At 54.4% G+C, this 18,774-nt stretch carries 24 protein-coding genes and 2 pseudogenes; 6 read left to right on the top strand and 20 right to left on the bottom strand.

Features of this window, described 5'->3' with window-relative positions; genetic code table 11:
* The first annotated feature begins 10 nt into the window (after positions 1-10).
* A complete protein-coding gene (locus B2A78_RS03440; RefSeq protein ID WP_077728512.1) occupies positions 11-955 on the top strand; it encodes a GIDE domain-containing protein in 945 nt (314 codons plus the stop codon).
* 192 nt (positions 956-1,147) lie between these two features.
* Here the strand turns inward: B2A78_RS03440 and B2A78_RS03445 are convergent, their stop codons facing one another.
* The 6 genes from B2A78_RS03445 to hisB are packed head-to-tail and all read right to left on the bottom strand — an operon-like array spanning position 1,148 to position 4,683.
* Positions 1,148-1,471, bottom strand: a complete 324-nt coding sequence (locus B2A78_RS03445) for a phosphoribosyl-ATP diphosphatase (RefSeq protein ID WP_077728513.1) — start codon at positions 1,469-1,471, stop codon at positions 1,148-1,150.
* A gap of 1 nt (position 1,472) precedes the next feature.
* Positions 1,473-1,865 carry a phosphoribosyl-AMP cyclohydrolase gene (gene hisI, locus B2A78_RS03450; RefSeq protein ID WP_077728514.1) on the bottom strand — a complete coding sequence of 131 codons (393 nt, stop codon included), beginning with the start codon at positions 1,863-1,865 and terminating at the stop codon, positions 1,473-1,475.
* Positions 1,862-2,626 (bottom strand): imidazole glycerol phosphate synthase subunit HisF, encoded by a 765-nt coding sequence (gene hisF / locus B2A78_RS03455; protein WP_077728515.1) that lies wholly within the window; start codon positions 2,624-2,626, stop codon positions 1,862-1,864. Before hisF ends, hisI begins: the two co-directional genes overlap by 4 nt.
* 3 nt (positions 2,627-2,629) lie before the next feature.
* Positions 2,630-3,361 (bottom strand): 1-(5-phosphoribosyl)-5-[(5-phosphoribosylamino)methylideneamino]imidazole-4-carboxamide isomerase, encoded by a 732-nt coding sequence (hisA, locus tag B2A78_RS03460; protein ID WP_077728516.1) that lies wholly within the window; start codon positions 3,359-3,361, stop codon positions 2,630-2,632.
* Between the two features lie 41 nt (positions 3,362-3,402).
* Positions 3,403-4,050 carry an imidazole glycerol phosphate synthase subunit HisH gene (gene hisH / locus B2A78_RS03465; RefSeq protein WP_077728517.1) on the bottom strand — a complete coding sequence of 216 codons (648 nt, stop codon included), beginning with the start codon at positions 4,048-4,050 and terminating at the stop codon, positions 3,403-3,405.
* Between the two features lie 39 nt (positions 4,051-4,089).
* A complete protein-coding gene (hisB, locus tag B2A78_RS03470; RefSeq protein WP_077728518.1) occupies positions 4,090-4,683 on the bottom strand; it encodes an imidazoleglycerol-phosphate dehydratase HisB in 594 nt (197 codons plus the stop codon).
* Between the two features lie 454 nt (positions 4,684-5,137).
* Here hisB and B2A78_RS03475 point away from each other — a divergent pair, with 454 nt between their 5' ends.
* Both B2A78_RS03475 and B2A78_RS03480 read left to right on the top strand, forming a co-directional pair.
* Complete coding sequence (locus B2A78_RS03475; protein ID WP_077728519.1) at positions 5,138-5,428, top strand: nucleotidyltransferase family protein; 291 nt, start codon at positions 5,138-5,140, stop codon at positions 5,426-5,428.
* Between the two features lie 132 nt (positions 5,429-5,560).
* The gene (locus B2A78_RS03480; RefSeq protein ID WP_240502388.1) at positions 5,561-5,803 is read left to right on the top strand and encodes a HepT-like ribonuclease domain-containing protein; all 243 of its coding nucleotides are present in this window, start codon (positions 5,561-5,563) and stop codon (positions 5,801-5,803) included.
* Between the two features lie 359 nt (positions 5,804-6,162).
* Here B2A78_RS03480 and B2A78_RS26825 read toward each other — a convergent pair whose 3' ends face one another.
* The 3 genes from B2A78_RS26825 to B2A78_RS03495 form a co-directional block, all read right to left on the bottom strand.
* Entirely contained in the window at positions 6,163-6,555 is a 393-nt protein-coding gene (locus B2A78_RS26825) for a Uma2 family endonuclease (RefSeq protein ID WP_276205323.1), read from the bottom strand.
* Between the two features lie 131 nt (positions 6,556-6,686).
* Positions 6,687-7,097 (bottom strand): type II toxin-antitoxin system VapC family toxin, encoded by a 411-nt coding sequence (locus B2A78_RS03490; protein WP_077728521.1) that lies wholly within the window; start codon positions 7,095-7,097, stop codon positions 6,687-6,689.
* A gap of 2 nt (positions 7,098-7,099) precedes the next feature.
* Positions 7,100-7,333: an AbrB/MazE/SpoVT family DNA-binding domain-containing protein gene (locus B2A78_RS03495; RefSeq protein WP_077728522.1), complete on the bottom strand. Its 234-nt coding sequence runs from the start codon at positions 7,331-7,333 to the stop codon at positions 7,100-7,102.
* Between the two features lie 573 nt (positions 7,334-7,906).
* On the opposite strand from B2A78_RS03495, the pseudogene B2A78_RS03500 reads away from it, so the two are divergent.
* Positions 7,907-8,041, top strand: a pseudogene (locus tag B2A78_RS03500) (ATP-binding protein); the annotation flags it as partial.
* 716 nt (positions 8,042-8,757) lie between these two features.
* On the opposite strand, the gene B2A78_RS03505 reads toward B2A78_RS03500, so the two are convergent.
* Both B2A78_RS03505 and B2A78_RS03510 read right to left on the bottom strand, forming a co-directional pair.
* Positions 8,758-9,270 carry a pilin gene (locus B2A78_RS03505; protein WP_077728543.1) on the bottom strand — a complete coding sequence of 171 codons (513 nt, stop codon included), beginning with the start codon at positions 9,268-9,270 and terminating at the stop codon, positions 8,758-8,760.
* A gap of 366 nt (positions 9,271-9,636) precedes the next feature.
* A pseudogene (locus B2A78_RS03510) lies at positions 9,637-9,723 on the bottom strand (helix-turn-helix domain-containing protein); the annotation flags it as partial.
* 493 nt (positions 9,724-10,216) lie between these two features.
* Here B2A78_RS03510 and B2A78_RS03515 point away from each other — a divergent pair.
* Complete coding sequence (locus B2A78_RS03515; protein ID WP_077728523.1) at positions 10,217-10,657, top strand: DUF29 domain-containing protein; 441 nt, start codon at positions 10,217-10,219, stop codon at positions 10,655-10,657.
* 390 nt (positions 10,658-11,047) lie between these two features.
* On the opposite strand, the gene B2A78_RS03520 is transcribed toward B2A78_RS03515, so the two are convergent.
* The 7 genes from B2A78_RS03520 to msrA form a co-directional block, all read right to left on the bottom strand.
* Entirely contained in the window at positions 11,048-11,302 is a 255-nt protein-coding gene (locus B2A78_RS03520) for a hypothetical protein (RefSeq protein WP_205780649.1), read from the bottom strand.
* Positions 11,283-11,549: an AbrB/MazE/SpoVT family DNA-binding domain-containing protein gene (locus B2A78_RS03525; RefSeq protein ID WP_077728524.1), complete on the bottom strand. Its 267-nt coding sequence runs from the start codon at positions 11,547-11,549 to the stop codon at positions 11,283-11,285. Before B2A78_RS03525 ends, B2A78_RS03520 begins: the two co-directional genes overlap by 20 nt.
* Before the next feature lie 167 nt (positions 11,550-11,716).
* Positions 11,717-11,887 (bottom strand): hypothetical protein, encoded by a 171-nt coding sequence (locus B2A78_RS25945; protein ID WP_168175331.1) that lies wholly within the window; start codon positions 11,885-11,887, stop codon positions 11,717-11,719.
* A gap of 340 nt (positions 11,888-12,227) precedes the next feature.
* The gene (locus B2A78_RS03535) at positions 12,228-12,788 is read right to left on the bottom strand and encodes a response regulator transcription factor (RefSeq protein ID WP_077728525.1); all 561 of its coding nucleotides are present in this window, start codon (positions 12,786-12,788) and stop codon (positions 12,228-12,230) included.
* Positions 12,789-12,793: 5 nt separating this feature from the next.
* Positions 12,794-14,110 carry an ATP-binding protein gene (locus tag B2A78_RS03540; RefSeq protein ID WP_077728526.1) on the bottom strand — a complete coding sequence of 439 codons (1,317 nt, stop codon included), beginning with the start codon at positions 14,108-14,110 and terminating at the stop codon, positions 12,794-12,796.
* 453 nt (positions 14,111-14,563) lie between these two features.
* Positions 14,564-15,343 (bottom strand): M48 family metallopeptidase, encoded by a 780-nt coding sequence (locus B2A78_RS03545; protein ID WP_077728527.1) that lies wholly within the window; start codon positions 15,341-15,343, stop codon positions 14,564-14,566.
* Between the two features lie 54 nt (positions 15,344-15,397).
* Positions 15,398-16,060: a peptide-methionine (S)-S-oxide reductase MsrA gene (gene msrA / locus B2A78_RS03550; RefSeq protein ID WP_077728528.1), complete on the bottom strand. Its 663-nt coding sequence runs from the start codon at positions 16,058-16,060 to the stop codon at positions 15,398-15,400.
* 126 nt (positions 16,061-16,186) lie between these two features.
* On the opposite strand from msrA, the gene hslO reads away from it, so the two are divergent.
* Positions 16,187-17,056, top strand: coding sequence for an Hsp33 family molecular chaperone HslO (gene hslO / locus B2A78_RS03555; RefSeq protein WP_077728529.1), 870 nt, complete (start codon positions 16,187-16,189; stop codon positions 17,054-17,056).
* Positions 17,057-17,152: 96 nt separating this feature from the next.
* Here the strand turns inward: hslO and B2A78_RS03560 are convergent, their stop codons facing one another.
* Both B2A78_RS03560 and B2A78_RS03565 read right to left on the bottom strand, forming a co-directional pair.
* Positions 17,153-18,019 (bottom strand): cytochrome c oxidase subunit 3, encoded by an 867-nt coding sequence (locus B2A78_RS03560; RefSeq protein WP_077728530.1) that lies wholly within the window; start codon positions 18,017-18,019, stop codon positions 17,153-17,155.
* Positions 18,020-18,058: 39 nt separating this feature from the next.
* Positions 18,059-18,604 carry a cytochrome c oxidase assembly protein gene (locus tag B2A78_RS03565; protein ID WP_077728531.1) on the bottom strand — a complete coding sequence of 182 codons (546 nt, stop codon included), beginning with the start codon at positions 18,602-18,604 and terminating at the stop codon, positions 18,059-18,061.
* Positions 18,605-18,774 lie beyond the last annotated feature (170 nt).

The raw sequence follows: 18,774 nt of genomic DNA on the forward strand, positions 1-18,774 counted from the left end.
GGCGAAAGCCGTGCTATTTCGCGACCTCATCCTCGAATCCTCTCCACAGCACTTCTGGCTGGCGACAGGGCTTGTCGCCCTGACCGGGGTAGCCTTCTTCTTTCTCGCATTCCGCTGGCTGCATCGCGCTCGCCTGATCGCCGACACGCCCACAGCCAAGGTCCGGTCGGCAGCCCAGGGTTACGTCGAACTCGACGGTCGAGCCCAATTGATGGATGGCGAGCCGATCCATGCCCCGCTTAGCGGCGCACGCTGCGTTTGGTACAGTTACAAAGTTGAAAAGCAAGTGACCGACTATGAAGACGGCCACCGCACGACACGATGGCAAACCATTGAGAGCGGCGTTAGCGAGGCCATCTTCCACCTGGAAGACGACACCGGACGGTGCATTGTCGATCCCGAAGGCGCGGAGGTCATGCCGTCCATTCGACTCAAATGGCGCGGGCAGCTCGCGCGACCAGGATACGCACCGCTGCAAACCGGATTTTGGGATTCACTGTTCTCGTCCGGACCGTATCGCTACACGGAATACCGCATCGAGGCAAACGATCCGCTTTATGCGATCGGTCAGTTCGTGTCTCTCGGAAGTTCCGAAGGCACCAGCTTCCATAACGAGGTAGGCGATCTGTTAATCCGCTGGAAGAGAAACCGTTCCGAGCTTCTCAAGCGCTTCGACAAGAACGGCGACGGCGAGATCGATGCGGAGGAGTGGGAAATCGCCCGGCAGCACGCCGAGCGTGAAGTCATGGCATCCTGGCGCAAAAGAACGAAGCAAACCGAGTTCCACCTGATGAAAAAGCCCGGTTATGGCCGTCCTTATCTGCTATCGGTCGTTCCACAGGGCACATTAACCAAACGATATCGCCGCAAGGCCTGGATCGCGGTGCTTGGCTTCCTGATCGCGGGCAGCTCAACGACCTGGGCGTTGCATCTGCGTTTCGGCTCGATTCCATGAACGTCCGGCGGAGCGTCGGCAAGGGATTGCCGACCTACTTCGACTGGGTACGGGGCGGTTTTCCAATGCCCGCCGCTATACCGCGATGAAAAACGCTTTAGATTTCGTAGGTCGGCAATCCCTTGCCGACAAAGCTCCTCAACGACCTACGAATTTCCCTATCCTTACCACTGAACTTCGGTGAAAAACGCTCTAACCGGACTTGTCGTCGCGTCCTGCTTTTTCTTCGAGCCCCGAGAGACCGAACCGCCTCTGCAATTCGGCCAATACCTGATCCGGACTCAACCCTTGATGAGCGAGCAATACCAGGCTGTGAAACCACAAATCCGCAACTTCGTAGACAATCTTGTCGAGGTTTCCGTCCTTGGCGGCCATTACGGTTTCGGTGGCCTCCTCGCCGATCTTTTTCAAGATAGCGTCGAGCCCTTTGGCATAAAGACTCGCCACATAGGATTTTTGCGGATCCTGAGATTTCCGTTCCTCGAGCACCCTAGCCAACTCCTTCAACACGTCCATATCAGCGCTTATACATCGTTTCCGGAGATTTCAGGACAGGTTCCACCGTCTCCCAGCAGCCATCCCGCAGCACCCGAAAAAAGCAGTGATGCCGTCCGGTATGACAGGCGATTCCGCCGGCCTGTTCGACCGCGAGCAAAATCACATCCTCGTCGCAATCCAGGCGAATTTCCAGAACTTTCTGCCGATTCCCGGATTCCTCGCCCTTCCGCCAAAGCCGATTCCGCGAGCGCGACCAGTAGACCGCGTAGCCTTCCTCGGCGGTAAGCCGCAAAGCTTCCCGGTTCATCCAGGCGAACATGAGGACCTGCCCCGTGGCCGCCTCCTGCGTAATGACGGGAACCAGCCCTTCGGACGTCCAGCGGATTTCGTCGAGCCACGCCAGCTCCGTCACAGCCGCACCTCGATGCCTTGAGCCGCCAAGTATTCCTTGGCCTGCCGAATGGTGTATTCGGCGAAATGGAAAATGCTGGCTGCCAGCACCGCATCGGCTTTGCCCTGCAAGATCCCGTCGGCCAGGTGCTGCAAATTGCCGACACCGCCCGAGGCGATCACCGGAACGGATACGGCCTCGCTGATTGCGCGAGTCAGTTCCAGATCGAACCCTTGTTTGGTGCCGTCGCGGTCCATGCTGGTCAAGAGGATTTCGCCGGCTCCGTAAGCCACCATGCGACGCGCCCACTCGATGGCATCAAGGCCGGTCGGCTTGCGCCCGCCGTGAGTAAAGATCTCCCACCGCTTTGGATCTTCGGACACCTGCTTGGCATCGAGAGCGACGACGATACACTGAGAGCCGAAACGCTCCGCCGCTTCGCGCACGAACTCCGGCCGGGCGACTGCGGCGGTATTGATGCTGACCTTATCGGCGCCGGCGTTCAGCATGCGGCGGATATCTTCGAGCGTTCGGATGCCGCCTCCTACCGTAAGGGGGATAAACACTTCGCCCGCCACTTGCTCCACCACGTGCACCATCGTGTCGCGATTGTCCGAACTGGCGGTAATGTCGAGAAAAGTCAGTTCGTCCGCGCCCTCCCGGTCGTAACGCCTAGCAATCTCGACGGGATCTCCCGCATCTTTGATATCGACGAAGCGGACGCCCTTGACCACGCGTCCATTGTCGACGTCCAGGCAGGGGATAATGCGCTTGGCAAGCATGGATCAGTATTCTTCCGCTACTTTACGGGCTTCGGCAAAGTTAAGGGTGCCCTCATAAATAGCGCGGCCGGTTATGGCGCCCATGACGCCGTCGCCAACCACACTGCCCAGGGCGTGAATATCCTGAATACTCCGGATGCCGCCCGACGCAATCACCGGAATGCGTATGGAGCGAGCCAGCCTTGCGGTTGCCTCGACATTGACGCCCTCCATCATGCCGTCCCGGCTGATGTCGGTGTAAACGATGGCTTCAACGCCATCGTCCTCGAATTTTTGAGCCAAATCGATCACATCGTGATGCGACAACTTCGACCAGCCGTCTATCGCTACTTTGCCGTCCTTCGCGTCCAGACCGACGATAATATGGTTCGGAAACTCCGCCGCGACCTCCCGCACGAAATGAGGCGCACTGACTGCCTTGGTACCAATGATGACGTAATCGACGCCGGCGTTCAGGTAACCCTGAATCGTCTCTTCATCCCGGATTCCACCGCCCACCTGGATTTGTACATCCGGATAAGCTTCGCGTATGGCGTGGATAACCTCCGCATTGCGCGGAATCCCCGCAAAGGCACCGTCCAAATCCACCAAATGAAGGCGCTTCGCCCCTTCCGACACCCATTTCCCCGCCATCGCCACCGGGTCGTCGGAGAAAACCGTATCGTCTTCCATGCGGCCCTGCCGCAAACGGACACACTTGCCATCTTTCAGATCGATAGCAGGTATCAAAAGCATAAAAAAATCCTCAGTAACGGATAGAGTGAATGATCGGTGCCTTATCGCCCCGGGTCCCAGTTTAGAAAATTAGCCAGCAATCGCAATCCGGCTTCCTGGCTCTTTTCAGGATGAAACTGAACGGCAAAGATGTTTTCGCGCGCCAGCGCCGAAGCGAAGGGTTCCGAATAGTCGGTGGTCGCCGCAACGTTTCGGGAATCAGTCGGTCGCGCGAAGTAGCTGTGAACGAAATAAAACCAACTGTCGGACGCGATGCCTCGCCATAACGGATGATCGGCCTCCTGCTGGCTGACGCGGTTCCATCCCATATGTGGAATTTTCAAGGGCTGACCGGCAGCGTCTGCCACTCCATCGGCGAAGCGTACGACCCGGCCGGGAATCAAACCCAGGCAAGCTGTTCCGCCGTTTTCCTCGCTTTCCTCGAGCAAGGCCTGCATCCCCAGGCAAATACCTAAGAGCGGTTTCGAGGCCGCCGCCCGTTCGATGATGGTTACGAGGTCCCGATCAGCCAATGCATTCATGCAATCGCGGATCGCCCCGACCCCCGGGAATACGACCCGGTCGGCATTGAGAATTGTTTCGGGATTGTCCGTGACAATCACGGCGGTTTCGGAGTGGGCGTGTTGAAGCGCCTTGGCTATGGAATGCAGATTTCCCATCCCATAATCGATGACTGCAACGGAAGACATGGATAAAAGCGAATCGGGCGAGAGTTCCGTATAAGTTTTCTAAATCATTCCTTTAGTCGAAGGGACGACATCCTGCATCCTGGTATCCGGTTCTATGGCCATTCTCATGGCACGACCGAAAGCCTTGAACACGGTTTCGGCAATATGGTGGGCATTTTGTCCCTTCAGATTATCGATATGTAAGGTGACTTTTGCGTGATTGACGAATCCCCGAAAAAACTCGAGAAACAGATCGACATCGAATTCGCCTATCCGGGCACGCGGAAAAGTTACGTCGTAAGATAAACCTGGCCGCCCGGAAAAATCAATCACGACGCGCGACAAAGCTTCGTCCAGGGGAATATAGGCATGACCGTAACGCCGTATCCCCTTTTTGCTCCCCAAAGCTTTTTCCACCGCCTGGCCCAGCGTAATGCCGATGTCTTCCACCGTGTGGTGGGCATCAATGTGCAGATCGCCTTTCGCACGTACCTCAAGGTCGATCAATCCGTGCCGTGCCACCTGATCCAACATATGGTCGAGGAAAGGAACGCCGGTTTCGAAAACACCCGTGCCGACTCCATCCAGGTTCAGACAAACCCGCACTTGGGTTTCCAGTGTATTGCGGTCAACATCGGCGATACGGCTAATCATGAACGGCAAGAGATCTTCTGAATAATAAATCGGCCCTTAATGATATAACGGCCACGCGGTCTTGCTAAGCCCGATTCACGACAATGGACGCCCCGCTCCGCATGTAAGCCAAAGCTTACACAATTTTCAGCATTTTCCGACTTAGTCTGAAACGAATTTTCTGCCACACTCATTCAGTCGCCGACAAGGAGGTAAGGACAGCTATCCTCTAGGGATAACCACCAGGACGTGACTTGATAGCCAACCAAGCAGGCGATAACCCCGGGTGCATGGAGCGCATCCGGGGTTTTTGTTTTTCGCTCACAGAGAATTCGGATCAAGGAGCTCAAAGGTGGCAAAATATACATAATATATAGATGACCTCTTAAGCCCAGTCAAAGGGCGTCAGTTGGATGAACAACGCCTGCGCTACGGGTTAAACGCTCCACAAATTACAAGCGTCTAGCCTATTCACATGAAACCCTCCGAGGCTCTGCAAGCGCATCGTGAAGATATCCGTCGGTTGGTCGACCGAAGCCGTGCCCGAAATGCCCGCGTATTCGGCTCTGTTCTGTACGGCGAGGATACCGATCGGAGCGATCTCGACATCCTGATCGATCCCCTTCCCGGAACGACGCTGCTTGATCTCGGTGGACTGCAGATCGCGCTTGAAGAGTTACTCGGCGTGCCGGTCGACCTGCTTACGCCCGGAGACCTCCCTGCGGAAATCCGGAGCAAGGTTCTCCAGGAGGCCGCCCCGCTGTGAGCGACGACAAACACCGACTTCGTGCGGCTGATTACCTGGGTCATATGCTTGAAGCCATCCGGCTGGCACGCGAATACACCAACGGAGTGACAAAGGAGAACTTTTTCGCTGATCCGTAAGACGCAGCAGGCGGTGATACTGAATATTCTGGTCATTGGCGCGGCGGCCACTAAATTGGTCAACGAATATCCGGACCTCGCTGCCGAGCATTCCGAAATACCCTGGAAACCGATGCGAGGTATGCGAAACAGAATGGCCCACGGCTATTTCGAGATCAATCTGGAAGTCGCATGGGATACCATTCGTGAGTCTCTGCCAAAGCTTGAGCAACAACTGCTGGACTTGAATCGGCAGTTGAAGAAAAAGCCTGGATAATGTTTCCCGAACCTAGGACAAACACCCCGCCATCGGCGCTTTGGTTGACGACGCATTACCTTGGAGTGAGGATCGACTTGCCGAACGGTTCCCGGCACCCTGATTGGTCCGGCGTTCCGCAAAATTACGAAAGCCTGCCGCTCTTCACGCGAAAGCCACCGGGAAGTGACTTGATAGCCAACCGAGAGGGCGAAAACCTGGATGCACGGAACGCTCCGGGTTTTTATTTTTTTCTTGTCAAAATTCCGGTCGCGGCAAGCGGCGAACCAGGTCATCCCAAGCCACCGCAACATACGGCCACACGCCAACGCGGGTTTCGCCCGAAAGCTCCTGAACGTCCGGCTTACCATATTCGCCATTTAGCAGCCGACATACGGTAACCATCCGATCCGTTGGATGCACCAGCCAATATTCCCGCACACCGGCGCGCCTCTCACTCCGCGTCGGTCCAGCCTCGATTCATCACACACAACCATAACGTCTGGCTGCACCACGGTATCGATAGCTTCGCCCGATTCGTCAGCCTTGGGCAAACGGACATCTACCGGCGCGATTAAGGCGCGACAAGGCTTGCCTTCCAGGGCATTGCTCAATTGCCGGTAAATCTCCCCGGCTATATCCTGATGCTCCAGATTCGGGGCGGGCGCCATGAGATAGGCCCTGCCGTCGATCAGTTCATAGCGGACACCTTCCGGCCAGGATAGATAATCGCCGTAGGTATGACGTTCGGAATCGCGAAGTGCAAGCCCCATGGGCGGCCTCCTTCGTTGGGAACATTCAAAATCTCAGGCTGATATTACCGCATCCCAGGGCAAACATGCGGACGCCAAAGCCGCAGTGCAATCGCCTTTATCTCGCCCCCATATCCAGGCAAGGCGGACGGTCATGGGGTCAGCCAGTTTTCCACTTTGAGGCCGGGTACTCTGCGGAACTCATTCATGTTGTCGGTTACCAGTACGAGTCCCAGCGATAGCGCATGTGCCGCAATCAGGCAATCATTCGCTCCAATCGGTGTGCCGGCTTTCTCCAATGTCGCTCGCAAGTCGGCATAGCTCCAATCAACTCCATCTTCCAACGGAAGTACCTCAAGCGCCGCAAGCAGCTGTTCAATCTTGTGCGACAAGGTTGGCGAACCTTTCTTAGCAGCGCCATAGCGTAGTTCGCAAGCGACGACAATGCTGGTGCAGATGGCGATTTCCCCTACCGCTGAGATTCGATTCACCACCGCACCGGCCGGGTACTTAAGAACGCTGGACAGGATGTTGGTATCAAGCAGATAGCAATAATCGGCCATGCTCAAAGATCCACGGGATCCGGGGGAAAGTCTTCGATTTCCGGAAATTCCTCGTCCAGCGGCTCCCACGTGGCGAGGAGCGCCAGCAACGAGCGACGCTGGACAGGTTCGACAATCAGTCGATCCCCTTCCTTGCGGATGATGGCTTCATTACCCGGAAGCTCGAATTCGCGGGGAATCCGCAGCGCTTGATTGCGACCGTTCTTGAACAAACGGACATGGCGTTCAATATACATGACAGCCCTCCTATCGGATAATTGGCCTATGCTAGGCATAGGCTAGCAAATTGATCCTAAGGGGGCAACTCTCACGGACAGGATTGGATGGGTTTTGTCCATTGATGAATTTTTGTGCCGTCCAGCTTCAGTGGTCAACATGAAGTACATACCTATCACCTGGACAGGATGATAACGTTGCTCATCAGGTCATGAGCGCTCGCATGCCCTCTTTAGAACTGAAGATTTGCAATTTTTTGAGAATGCTGATTCTATCGACAGCGTAGAACTATGGACCAGAAGCTGACTAATCAGTGATTCTTCTTGCGCGAACATTAAAGCGCCTAACTCGGGCTGTTACAGTTCGTGCTGAATATCTTTGACCTTCCCGATAAAGTCGGGCAACGCCTTCTTAACAGTGTTCCAGAACATGTAGGGCGCAATAGGGTACTCCCGTATTGCGCCGCATAAATAAGCTTCCCATACGGCGCAATACGCTGAAACTATTGCGCCCTACGCGGGCTCATCAGCCGGCGCTACGAGCGGGGAGCGGGGAGCGGGGAGCGGGGAGCGGGGAGCGGGGAGCGGGGACCGATGATCCTGACCAGCAACCAGAGCTTCGGCGCCTGGGGCGAGGTGTTCGGCGACCGGGTGATCGCTACGGCGATCCTCGACCGGCTATTGCATCATGCGGTGACACTCAATATCCGCGGCAATTCGTATCGCTAAAAAGAGAAGTTGAAGGCCGGTCTCGTCCGCCCGGAAGAGACCAATGCGTGAACCGGGTGGGGAAATTTCAATTCCCGCACCTGGGGAAAATTGGGCTCCCCTTGATACCGGTGGTGACACCCCGGCTATATCTGATGTTTCAGACTCGGGGCGGGCGCCATGAGATAGGCTCTGCCGTCGATCAGCTCGTAGCGAACATCCTCCGGCGAGACAGATACTCGGCGTAGGTATGATGTTCGGAATCGCGAAGTGCAAGTCCTATGGGCGGCCTCCTTCGTTGAGAACATTCAAAATCTCAGGCTGATATTAACCCATCTTGGGGAATAGTTGCGGGCCACCCCTATTCCGATACAAGTAGTGATCATCCATCGCGAGTTCTTTTACCCAGAACCGACCGATGGCGCTGCCAAGAAGTGGCCTCACTAGAATGGGAGAGAAAATCGATCACAAAGTTCGATTGGACAGGATGCATTCCATAGCCTCCTGGCTGGCTTTCCGATGTCGATTCTACAGCGAAGGTCGGACTCGGTTTCACCATTTTCAGCGGCGGGCAAAAAACAATAGGAGACACCGTTCTCTTGGGGCTTGATGGATACAACAAAAAACTACCTATGGAAAAACCGCCCATCAGTTGACCTGCGGGCGGTTTTCAGTATGTTGTGGGCATGGGCGCATGCCCACGCTACCTGACTCAAATCAAAGCCATAGCGCCAATGCTACTTACAGGACCCAGGCAAAAACTTCTTAATTTCGTTATCCACTGCCTCGCATTTCCAAGCGGCTATCTGTTTGCCTTGGTCTGAATTTGCCGCACTCACGTTAATCGCGTTTGCCATAGCCGTATCCGAATACGGGGTTAGCTTAATCGACTTACCATCAATATTTGCATCATTAAATCCTTGCGCCTTCACCGTGACAACACCATTCGCGTTCGTCGTAATCGACTTGACATACTTCGAAGGACCGGCGCCGGCTTCATCAGTGTTAGCCTCACAGCCCCAGCTGTTTGCCACCCCCAAACTAGACCCCGCCATTGACTGAACTACTTCACTTATCGTGGTGCGACACTGCGATGCAGCCAATACCACTTCGGACATTTTGGCTTTCTTCGTATAGTCCTGATAAGCAGGTAACGCCACTGCCGCCAAAATACCGATGATTGCCACGACAATCATCAATTCGATCAAAGTAAAACCACCTTGCTGTCTCAGATTGATATTCGTATTCATCTCGAGCTCCATTACGTTAAAGGATGGGTTGGACAAGAAGCTTTATTGCTCTCGGCCAACACAGTGCACAGCCCATGCCAGCCTCCCCTAATGCCGCTCGAATGCGGTATTTCCGATTTACAAAGTGGAAATAGAGTCCTTGAATATGTATATCCAAAGTCCAAAAGTGACGAATAACGTCACTCGAAGATTGCCGTTTCTGTCGGAGGAGCTTTTCGAACGGTCTCAATATCTCTGAAGATTGACTCGGCAAGCACTCCACACCCATCCGGCTTGGACTGAAAGATCGTTCGGTACGGAGGGAGTTGATAGATAGGCAAAGAGTGAGCAGTTGAAAAGCTCAGTAGATGAGGGACGGAGCAGAACCTACTCCCTCACCGGCCTCTTATCCAGCTTCCGCTGCAAAGTCCTGCGATGCATCCCCAGCGCCCGCGCTGCGGCGGAGATGTTGCCGCCGAGAAAGTGTCAGGCTTTCATTTTTTGCTTTCTACCAAACCGCCTTATCCGAATGAGCGGAAATTGGCTGTGGCGCGCCATAGCCTACCCGCCCATTGCACCGCACGCCCCCTCAAGGCAATCATCGGGCTCACGGGGCTCGCCATAGATCGCCCAAATCCATACGGCGCATTACGTTAAGGAGGCTCTGATTAACTCTCCGTTCGGAAGGGGTGCGACCCCAGCGACCGTTTGCGATTGGGGAAATGACTTGCGTCACGGTTTAAACCGAAAGACCCTCACCCAATCCAATGTTGTCGGCTTTCCTGCCCGACACCCTCCGGGCGAGTTCCAATCGCAAACGGTCGTCCCGGGAGCGCCGGCACGACTCTTCCACTCGCCCAAATTTGCTCCCGGCAAATTTATCCCAGAGGGAGAGGGCTTGTTCAGAGATTCCTTGAATTTGCTAACATGCATTATGCGGCAACGCCTACAGCATGGAGATACCACAATGAAGATCGCAAAAGATCTTTACGCCCGGGATTTTTACGCTTGGACGCAGCAAAGCGCTCGTCTTATCAGAGAAGGGCGTTTTGGCGAACTTGATTTAGAGCATCTTGCCGAGGAAATCGAAAGCATGGGAGCCAGTGAACGAAGAGAATTGATTAATCGTTTAGGATTGTTGCTGGCTCACTTGCTTAAATGGCACTATCAGCCGCTTTATCGCGGCAAAAGCTGGGAACTAACCATTAAAGAACAGCGTCGGCGTTTAAAACGGTTGCTTACCGACAATCCGAGTCTTAAACCCTATGCCGAAACCGTCTTGAGCGACGCTTTTGGAGACGCCGTTTTAATGGCCGCCAAAGAAACCGGACTTGACGAATCTTCTTTTCCGCAAAGTTGCCCCTACTCGCTGGAGCAGGCTCTAAGTTCTGAGTTCTTGCCAGAGTAGCAGAAATCATTCGCTCTGGCTTAGAAATAAGGGTCAGGCTTTTGTTTCTTGCTTTCTGCCAACCCGCCCCTTCCGAATGGGCGAAAAGAGGATGTGGCGCGCCATAGCCTACCCGCGCATTGCACTGCACGACCGCCTCATGGCAATCATCGGACTCACGGGTTCCGCTGTCGATGCCCAAATCCATACGGCGCATTACGTTAATGTCAGAACAGAGACAACGACCACGGGCGCGGCCGGATCAGCAAATGCATCTTAAATCACGACCGGTTCGACCTCCGAGAGCCCTTGGGCGCGCTTGATCAACTTCTCATCGAAGGTGCCGAATCGTTCCGCCGACGCACTGCTCGTCAGGTGCAGCGCGTCGGCGAAGTCTAATCCTTGTTCGAATCAGGCGAGCGCATCGGCGACCTCGGTTTGATTTTCCAACGTAACATTCGGCAAGCCGGCGACGGCACGGAAAGATTTGGCGATCGCTTTCCGCTCCAATCCGTAACAGTATCGGAGCACCCACTCGGCTTCAAGTACGACGGTTTTCGGCAGGAAGATTGGCTCCGAGTCAAATACCGCGATGGCGCGTGCGGTCTGCCCCGGATCGTCGTTGACGAGGAGCCTGACTATGTCATTAGTATCGACCGCAAGCATGGCGTTCCAGCGTGCCTTGTGCAATGGCTTTTTCCATGTCTTCGAGGGTCTTCGCCGGACCTGCATACCCGGCGATGCCGATCACGTCTTGCAGGCGCGTAGGTTGGAAAGGCTTTGCCGGGCGCAAGAGGACGCCTTCCGGTCGGTCCTCGACGATAAGTTCCATTCCGGGTTGCCAGTGGTGCGACTCACACACCGACTTCGGCAGAATAATCTGGCCTTTCGACGACAGTTTGGTCGTTTCCACGAAGTTCTCCAGGCTAATAGTAAGATTTGGTAAGACAACTATACCGACTCTCTTAATGGCGCGCATCGAGTAACGCCCCTTGTTGTTAAACTGAAGGCAAGAGGATTCAGCAGGCAACCGTTGCATTCGATACTCACAAATTCGTCTGAAAGCTCAAAGAAGCCGGCCTACCTGAAAGCCAAGCCGAAGCGATTGCAGACGCCTTCGAAGAGGCGCAAGGCTAAGCAGAACTTGCCATAAAACGCGACATGCCAGGGGTGGAACGGCGCATGATCGTCCAACTCGGCGGACTGGTCGTAGTGGCTACGTCGGAAGAGATTTTCTGACGATTTGAGCATTTTCCGATGTGGTGTAGCGACCCAAGTTGCTGTAGGTCGGAAATTCTTTCCGCCACATCTGTTACGTCGGCAAAGGATTGCCGACCTGCGGCTTATTTCCGGTGTCAGGGGCGGTTTCCCGATCCACGCCGCTATCACCGATGAAAAACGATCTAGGCGACATCGATTCGTAGGTCGGCAATCCCTTGCCGACAAATCCGCTACATCGAACCGAAAAACGCTCAAACAACTGGATAGCGGCCCCGAGAACAGGGCTGCAAAGCTTTAACAAAAATAGAAATCCCGGTTCAAGACCCCAGACACGGAAGCGTGGGAACGTTGAAAAACGCCGCCGATAACGTCACTCCCTCACCGGCCGCTTATCCAATTTCCGCTGCAATGTCCTGCGGTGCATGCCCAGCGCCCTGGCGGCGGCGGAAATGTTACCGCCGTGCTCGATCAAGACTTTTTGCAGGTGCTCCCATTCCAGGCGCCGAACGGAGAGCGGCTTTTCCTTGATTTCGACGGAGACGTCGCCTTGATCCTTATGGAGGGCCGCGACGATCTCGTCGGCATCGGCAGGCTTGGTGAGATATTGGATCGCGCCCAGTTTTATGGCTTCGACGGCCGTGGCGATGCTGGCGTACCCGGTTAAGACGACGATACGAGTGTTGGCGTCGAGATTGTGGAGCCGCTTGACCAAAATCAGCCCGGAATCGTGGCCGATCCGCAAATCGATCACAGCATACTCGGGCTCGATTTGTTCCGCCAGCGCGGTGCCGGTCTCAAGGTCTTGAGCGGCGTGCACCTCGAATCCGCGCTTCTCGAGGGCTTGCTTCAAAACTCCGCAGAACGTAGGGTCGTCATCGACCAGTAACAGACTGGGACGAGGGGTATCGGATGAGGATTTTGCATTGTTCATAGATCTTAATTCGGACGCAGCAATGGAAGTTCGATGCGCGTGCAAGTGCCGCCTTCGACACGAGGTAACATCTCTATTCGACCGCCCAAGCGCTCGATAGTGGCAAATGCCAAGAATAGCCCGACCCCCAACCCATGTTCTTTAGTCGTGATCGGCGCCTTTCCCAGACGCTGGGATAGCGTAGGGGCAATGCCAGGTCCCTGGTCGAGGATCTCCAAAGTCGCGCGCTCGAAGCTCCAGCGGGCGCGCAGCTTTATCCCACGCGGCGAAACATCGGCGGCATTGTTGAGAATATTAACTAAAGCGTGGGTAAGGGTATCCTCGGCCAAAATGCACGGCGGAGGCAAAGGCCCAACCTTTTCGTATTCCAACTCGGCGTTGAGACGCTGTTTCCGCCAGCTATCCACCGTTTCCTCCAGATAGTTCGTCAGCGGCATTACGTGGCCCGATTCGGCTCTGATTGCACCGGCCGACGCCGACATGACCGAAAGGGCCTTTTTGCAGCGGACCACCTGCTCCCGCAGGATTTTCATTTTTTCCAACAAATCGTCTTGCTTGGCGCCTTCACATTCGCTCTCTATTTCATGAATCAGGATCGCCATGGTTCCCAGCGGGGTGCCCATCTCGTGCGCCGCACCGGCCGCCAGCGTCCCCAGCGCAACAACCCGCTCGTTCCGTAAAGCCTGCTCGCGAGCTTCAGCCAAGCGGCGTTCACGCTCTCTCAGTGTTTTCGCCATCTCTACGACGAAGTAAGCCACGAGAACGGCACTGAATACGAACCCGAACCACATGCCGAACGCGTGCAGTTCAATGCTGTGGTCCTCCATCAGGGCCTGAACGGCGGGCGGGGCGTCGCCGTGCAAAGTTACGGCTTGAATGTCGGGAAGCGGCTGGTAAAAGCCGATGAGTATGGTGTAACACCCGGAAGTGAAGATCACCATATACCAGGTATAAAACTGGGGCAGCACGGTAGCCGCGATAATCAGCGGAAGCAGGAAAAACCAGGCCATGGGATTGGTGGCGCCCCCGGTGAAATAGAGAATCGCGGTAATCGCCAGGACGTCGAATGAAAGTTGCATGAACAACTCCATTTCGGCGACCGGGCGGGGATTGCTGAGCCTCAACCACGTCCACCAGTTGAAGGCGCCTAGCGCCGTCATGATGGCTGTAAGAGGCACTTCGCTAAGCGGTATCTCCAATCCGTAGACACTGATCAGAACGATAAGCGCTTGCCCCGTAATCATGAGATTGCGCAAAACGAACAGCCAGCGAAGGTTTTGACGAGCGTCGGTTTCCGTGTCCGCCGGAGTGGGAATGTTCATGAGCGGGTTTGAGTTCATGGAGCGGATTGTAAATGGCCGACTTTGTTGGGCGAATGCGACAATTTGTCACATTTTTGATTACTAATGTGACTGCTAGTATTAGATCGTGGTTTCTGATGCCTAAGGAACCGGCAAGACGGTAGCAGGCCGACGATCAGATGCTATCTGTAGCTGTGCGCTATAGCCTCCTCATTAAGGCAGAAGACTAGCTCTTCTGCCTTTTTTATTTTCCGATGGATTGTTTCCTTTCAACACGCGAATCCTTGGATTGCGCGACAATTTGTCACATTTCGCGTACAAGTTTCACTGCTAGAATGTTAATCACTCGTTAGGAGCTGCTCCTAGCTGAGACCAGACGCACGTTTAGTGCTCACAATCCTCCTCTTGACGTGCAGGGATCTTTCTCCCTGCACTTTTCTTTTTGCGCGAACGCGCATCGCCCGGGATGCCGGATCAACCACCGCAACGAGGGTTTTTACCCATTGCCTGTGCGTTTCGATACATTTCCAGGGCTTTGGGCATGTTTTGTTTAAGCTCTTGCATGCGAGTAGCATGAGACGGATGAGTCGAAAGAAACTCTATCGGCTGCCCACCGCCCGCTTGTTCCATATTGATCCAGAGATCGATGCTTTGTTGCGGGTTGAAGCCTGCTTTGGCCATCAGCTCCAATCCGAGCAAATCGGCCTCGCTTTCCTGTAGACGACTATACGGCATAAGAACACCGTATTGGGCGCCTAAGCCCAATACCCCCATCATCACTTGGCCCGTCTGAGTAGTCGGATTGGTTATCGCTTGGATGACATTCAGCCCTTGTTGCACGGCCACCTGCTGGGAAGCTCGCTCATTCGAATGCCGAGAAAGCACGTGCGCGACCTCATGCGCAATGACTGTCGCGAGCTGATCCTGATTCCGGGCGACCCGAAGTATGCCGGTATGTACACCGATTTTCCCGCCGGGCAGTGCAAATGCGTTGGGCGATTCGTCTTGAAACACCGTGACTTCCCATTCCCCCCCTACCTCCTTAACAACCGGCCCGGCTACACACACAACGTATTGATTCGTTTGCGGACTTTGATCGATGGGCAATTTTTGTTTCATGTTGACAAAGGCCTGTGCCCCCATGGCCGCCATTTGGTCCTCTGGCATTATCATGAACTGGGTGCGCCCCAAAGGTGAGGTCGCACAAGCTGAAAGGCCCAATGTGAAAAATGCAATCAACAGAATTCTTTTCATGGAAACTCTTAATATTGTGAGACGCCCGATAATAGCCAAAGGAGTTAAGTGCTATCAATCGGTGTCGGTGTGTACGCTCGCGCCAAATTCAGTAGGGCAATTTATTCCGGTACCGCCTAAACCGCAGTATCCGCCGGGATTCTTGGCCAGATATTGCTGGTGATAGGGTTCCGCATAGAAAAATTCGGGAGCCTCGCGGATTTCGGTGGTGATTCGCCCATATCCTTTTTGGCTCAAGGCTGCTTGATAAGCATCGCGGGCAACGATAGCCAGTTCTTTCTGGCGTGGCGTATAGGTGAAAATGACCGAGCGGTATTGCGTCCCGATGTCGTTGCCCTGGCGCATGCCTTGTGTAGGGTTGTGAGACTCCCAAAATAGTTTCAGCAAATCTTGGTAATGGATCTTATTAGGATCGTAGACTACGCGTACGACCTCGGCGTGACCGGTCATCCCGCTACATACTTCTTCGTAAGTGGGATTAGGCGTAGCTCCGCCAGCGTAGCCGACTGCCGTTACGTAAACGCCGGGCGTCTGCCAGAATTTCCGCTCCGCACCCCAAAAGCAGCCAAGACCGAAAACCGCAATTTCCGATCCTTCCGGATATGGCGGCTCCATCCGATGTCCATTTACAAAATGCAACTCCGGAACCGGCATCTTTTCCACTCGGCCGGGAAGAGCGGAATCGTCATCAGGCAGCGAAAGCTTTTTCGTAAACATGGAATTTACTCTTCGGTGATCTGTCAATCAGAAGCCGCATGAATATCGCTAGCAGAACCTTGTAGACTAGCAGTTTCTGCCTATTAAAAGGCAAAGTGACATTCCTTAAAACTTTTTGGTTAGACGATGAGTGAATTCGACAGTTTCCAAAGGTTCTTGTTTGAAGATCTCGGGATACGAGGCGAACTCGTACGGCTCGACGCGAGTTGGCAAGCCGTGCTCGAACGCCATCCTTACCCTCCTGCCGTCTCGAGCCAGTTGGGACAAGCACTTGCTGCCGTGCTATTGCTATCCGCCACCATCAAGTTCAAGGGGTCTTTGATTCTTCAGGCTCAAGGCCACGGACCGCTGAATACTTTAGTGGCGCAGGCAACGCACCAAAGAACTATTCGCGGACTCGCACACTGGCGCGGCGAAGTAACGGGAGAAACGCTGTCCGACATCTACGGTCCGGGGCACTTGGTGTTGACGGTCCAGAACGAGGATTCCGAACCGTACCAGGGTATCGTCGCTCTCGAGGGAGACGATCTGGCCGGCGCTATCGAAACCTATTTTTCACGCTCGGAACAACTGGCGACCCGACTTTGGTTAGCGGCCGACGAACAGCGCGCAGCAGGGTTGCTCATCCAGGAACTGCCTGCCAAACAACGCGATCGCGACGATTGGACGCGCGTCGAATACTTGGCGGATACGGTTACCGAGGGGGAGTTGCTGAATTTACCCAGTCAAGAACTGTTGTATCGCCTCTTTAATGAAGAATCGGTACGGCTTTTCGACTCGGAACCGATCTCCTTCCGCTGTGGATGCTCGCGGGAGCGCATCGAATCCGTCCTGCTCACCTTGGGGAATCACGAGGTGGAATCGATTTTGGAGCAAGAGGATTCAGTCGAGGTTGGCTGCGAATTCTGCAACCGCCGTTATCATTTCGATCGCGTCGATATCGGCGGCTTATTTACCAATGAAATAAGACTCCCGTCTTCCTCGACTCGACAATGACCGGCCTGACATCTTTATTCGAATTTCCGGGCGGATAGACAAAAGGAGCGCTACCCAAGGAGAGTAGCGCCCCTTTTGGTAAAAAGCAGTGGCGGGTTACAGCCAGTAGACGAAAATGAAGAGCCCCAACCACACCACGTCGACAAAGTGCCAATACCAGGCGGCCGCTTCAAACGCGAAATGGTGTTCCGGGTTGAAGTGTCCGCGTATGCTCCGGAGCAAGACGACCGTAAGAATGATGGCACCGATGGTCACGTGCAAACCGTGGAACCCGGTCAGCATGAAGAACGTCGAGCCGTAGATTCCAGAGCCCAAGGTCAGCCCCATTTCGGTGTAGGCCTCGTGGTACTCGACCCCCTGCAGGATCACGAACAGAAAACCTAGGGCAACCGTAGCAATCAGACCTTTGATCAATTGTCCGCGATTATTCGCCAGCAATCCCCAGTGCGCCCAGGTAACGGTTCCGCCACTGCTCAACAGGATCAGAGTATTCAGAGCCGGAACACCCCATGCGCCCATGGGTTCGAACTCGCCGCCCACCTGTCCCGGTCCGTTGGTCGGCCACATCGCCTGAAATCCCTGCCACAAGTCTCCAGTCGCTCCGGCAGAGAAATTACCTTCTCCGCCCAACCACGGCACCGAGTAGATACGTGCGTAAAAGAGCGCGCCGAAGAACGCGGCAAAGAAGAATACTTCCGAGGTAATGAACCAAATCATCCCCATTCGAAACGAACCGTCCACCTGCTGGTTATACAACCCGGCGACGCTTTCCTTTATCACCGAGCCAAACCATCCGGCCATCATGAAGATCACGATGCCCGCTCCCAGCACCATTAGGGTTCCACCGATGCTCGATCCGTTAAGGTAATTAGCAAATCCCACGAGCAAAGTCGTCAGGCCGATCGATCCCACGATGGGCCAGTTCGCTTTGTGCGGTAGATAGTACGCGTCTTTCGTAGCCATTACATTCCCCTGCTTTTGAAATTGTTGATCTTTCTCTCGTCAGTTCTGGTTCTTGTCGGTGATATCGAAGAACGTGTAGGAAAGGGTCATATCCTTCACGTTTTCCGGAATGGACGGATCAATCACGAATCGAACCGGCATTTCGCGCAATTTGTGCGGTTCGAATTCTTGCTCGGAAAAACAAAAGCACTCGGTCTTGTTCAGGTATTCCGTGGCCACGCCGGGAGCTACGCTGGGAATGGCACGCCCGACCATTTTGTTATCGGTCGTATTTTCGGCATAGAACTTGACCGTGTAATACTGCCCCGGATGTATCTTCATCTTGTTTTTTTCCGCACGGAAAGCGAGCGGCATGTTCTCATTGACCGAGGTGATGAATTCGATCGTCAGTTCCCGCGATTGATCGACTACATAAGCGGCGTCCGCGACCGCCTCCGTTTTCACTTTTCCATTCAGTCCCGTAACCTCGCAGAACACGTTGTACAGCGGAACCATGGCGAAGCCGAAACCGAACATTCCGACAGCCACTAAGACGATTGACCAAATCAATCGCTTATTGACTTTTCTGCTTTCTGAATCGTTCACTGACCGGATGACGTAGTAATTAATTTAAGGATCGCACCGATGTAGAGCATCAGCGCGATAATCGCGATGACGACCGCCAACAGTACGTTCTTTTTTCGAATATCCATAGCGTTAAACCACAGTCCCCGCCCTAGAGGCGGGGACCGCTTCGTTTCCTATTTGATCTCGGG

This window comes from Methylocaldum sp. 14B, from assembly GCF_002005105.1.
Taxonomy (GTDB): domain Bacteria; phylum Pseudomonadota; class Gammaproteobacteria; order Methylococcales; family Methylococcaceae; genus Methylocaldum.

What these genes read in the sequence shown, in the direction of transcription:
- B2A78_RS03505 (WP_077728543.1), bottom strand. Translation starts at nt 9,270, where the DNA reads ATGAATACGAATATCAATCTGAGACAGCAAGGTGGTTTTACTTTGATC.
- hslO (WP_077728529.1), top strand. Translation starts at nt 16,187, where the DNA reads ATGAGTGAATTCGACAGTTTCCAAAGGTTCTTGTTTGAAGATCTCGGG.
- B2A78_RS03535 (WP_077728525.1), bottom strand. Translation starts at nt 12,788, where the DNA reads ATGAACAATGCAAAATCCTCATCCGATACCCCTCGTCCCAGTCTGTTA.
- hisB (WP_077728518.1), bottom strand. Translation starts at nt 4,683, where the DNA reads ATGATTAGCCGTATCGCCGATGTTGACCGCAATACACTGGAAACCCAA.
- hisA (WP_077728516.1), bottom strand. Translation starts at nt 3,361, where the DNA reads ATGCTTTTGATACCTGCTATCGATCTGAAAGATGGCAAGTGTGTCCGT.
- hisH (WP_077728517.1), bottom strand. Translation starts at nt 4,050, where the DNA reads ATGTCTTCCGTTGCAGTCATCGATTATGGGATGGGAAATCTGCATTCC.
- B2A78_RS25945 (WP_168175331.1), bottom strand. Translation starts at nt 11,887, where the DNA reads ATGCTCAAATCGTCAGAAAATCTCTTCCGACGTAGCCACTACGACCAG.
- msrA (WP_077728528.1), bottom strand. Translation starts at nt 16,060, where the DNA reads ATGTTTACGAAAAAGCTTTCGCTGCCTGATGACGATTCCGCTCTTCCC.
- B2A78_RS03545 (WP_077728527.1), bottom strand. Translation starts at nt 15,343, where the DNA reads ATGAAAAGAATTCTGTTGATTGCATTTTTCACATTGGGCCTTTCAGCT.
- B2A78_RS03475 (WP_077728519.1), top strand. Translation starts at nt 5,138, where the DNA reads ATGAAACCCTCCGAGGCTCTGCAAGCGCATCGTGAAGATATCCGTCGG.
- hisF (WP_077728515.1), bottom strand. Translation starts at nt 2,626, where the DNA reads ATGCTTGCCAAGCGCATTATCCCCTGCCTGGACGTCGACAATGGACGC.
- B2A78_RS03520 (WP_205780649.1), bottom strand. Translation starts at nt 11,302, where the DNA reads ATGCTTGCGGTCGATACTAATGACATAGTCAGGCTCCTCGTCAACGAC.
- B2A78_RS03540 (WP_077728526.1), bottom strand. Translation starts at nt 14,110, where the DNA reads ATGAACATTCCCACTCCGGCGGACACGGAAACCGACGCTCGTCAAAAC.
- B2A78_RS03515 (WP_077728523.1), top strand. Translation starts at nt 10,217, where the DNA reads ATGAAGATCGCAAAAGATCTTTACGCCCGGGATTTTTACGCTTGGACG.
- B2A78_RS03495 (WP_077728522.1), bottom strand. Translation starts at nt 7,333, where the DNA reads ATGTATATTGAACGCCATGTCCGTTTGTTCAAGAACGGTCGCAATCAA.
- B2A78_RS26825 (WP_276205323.1), bottom strand. Translation starts at nt 6,555, where the DNA reads ATGGGGCTTGCACTTCGCGATTCCGAACGTCATACCTACGGCGATTAT.
- B2A78_RS03560 (WP_077728530.1), bottom strand. Translation starts at nt 18,019, where the DNA reads ATGGCTACGAAAGACGCGTACTATCTACCGCACAAAGCGAACTGGCCC.
- B2A78_RS03445 (WP_077728513.1), bottom strand. Translation starts at nt 1,471, where the DNA reads ATGGACGTGTTGAAGGAGTTGGCTAGGGTGCTCGAGGAACGGAAATCT.
- B2A78_RS03490 (WP_077728521.1), bottom strand. Translation starts at nt 7,097, where the DNA reads ATGGCCGATTATTGCTATCTGCTTGATACCAACATCCTGTCCAGCGTT.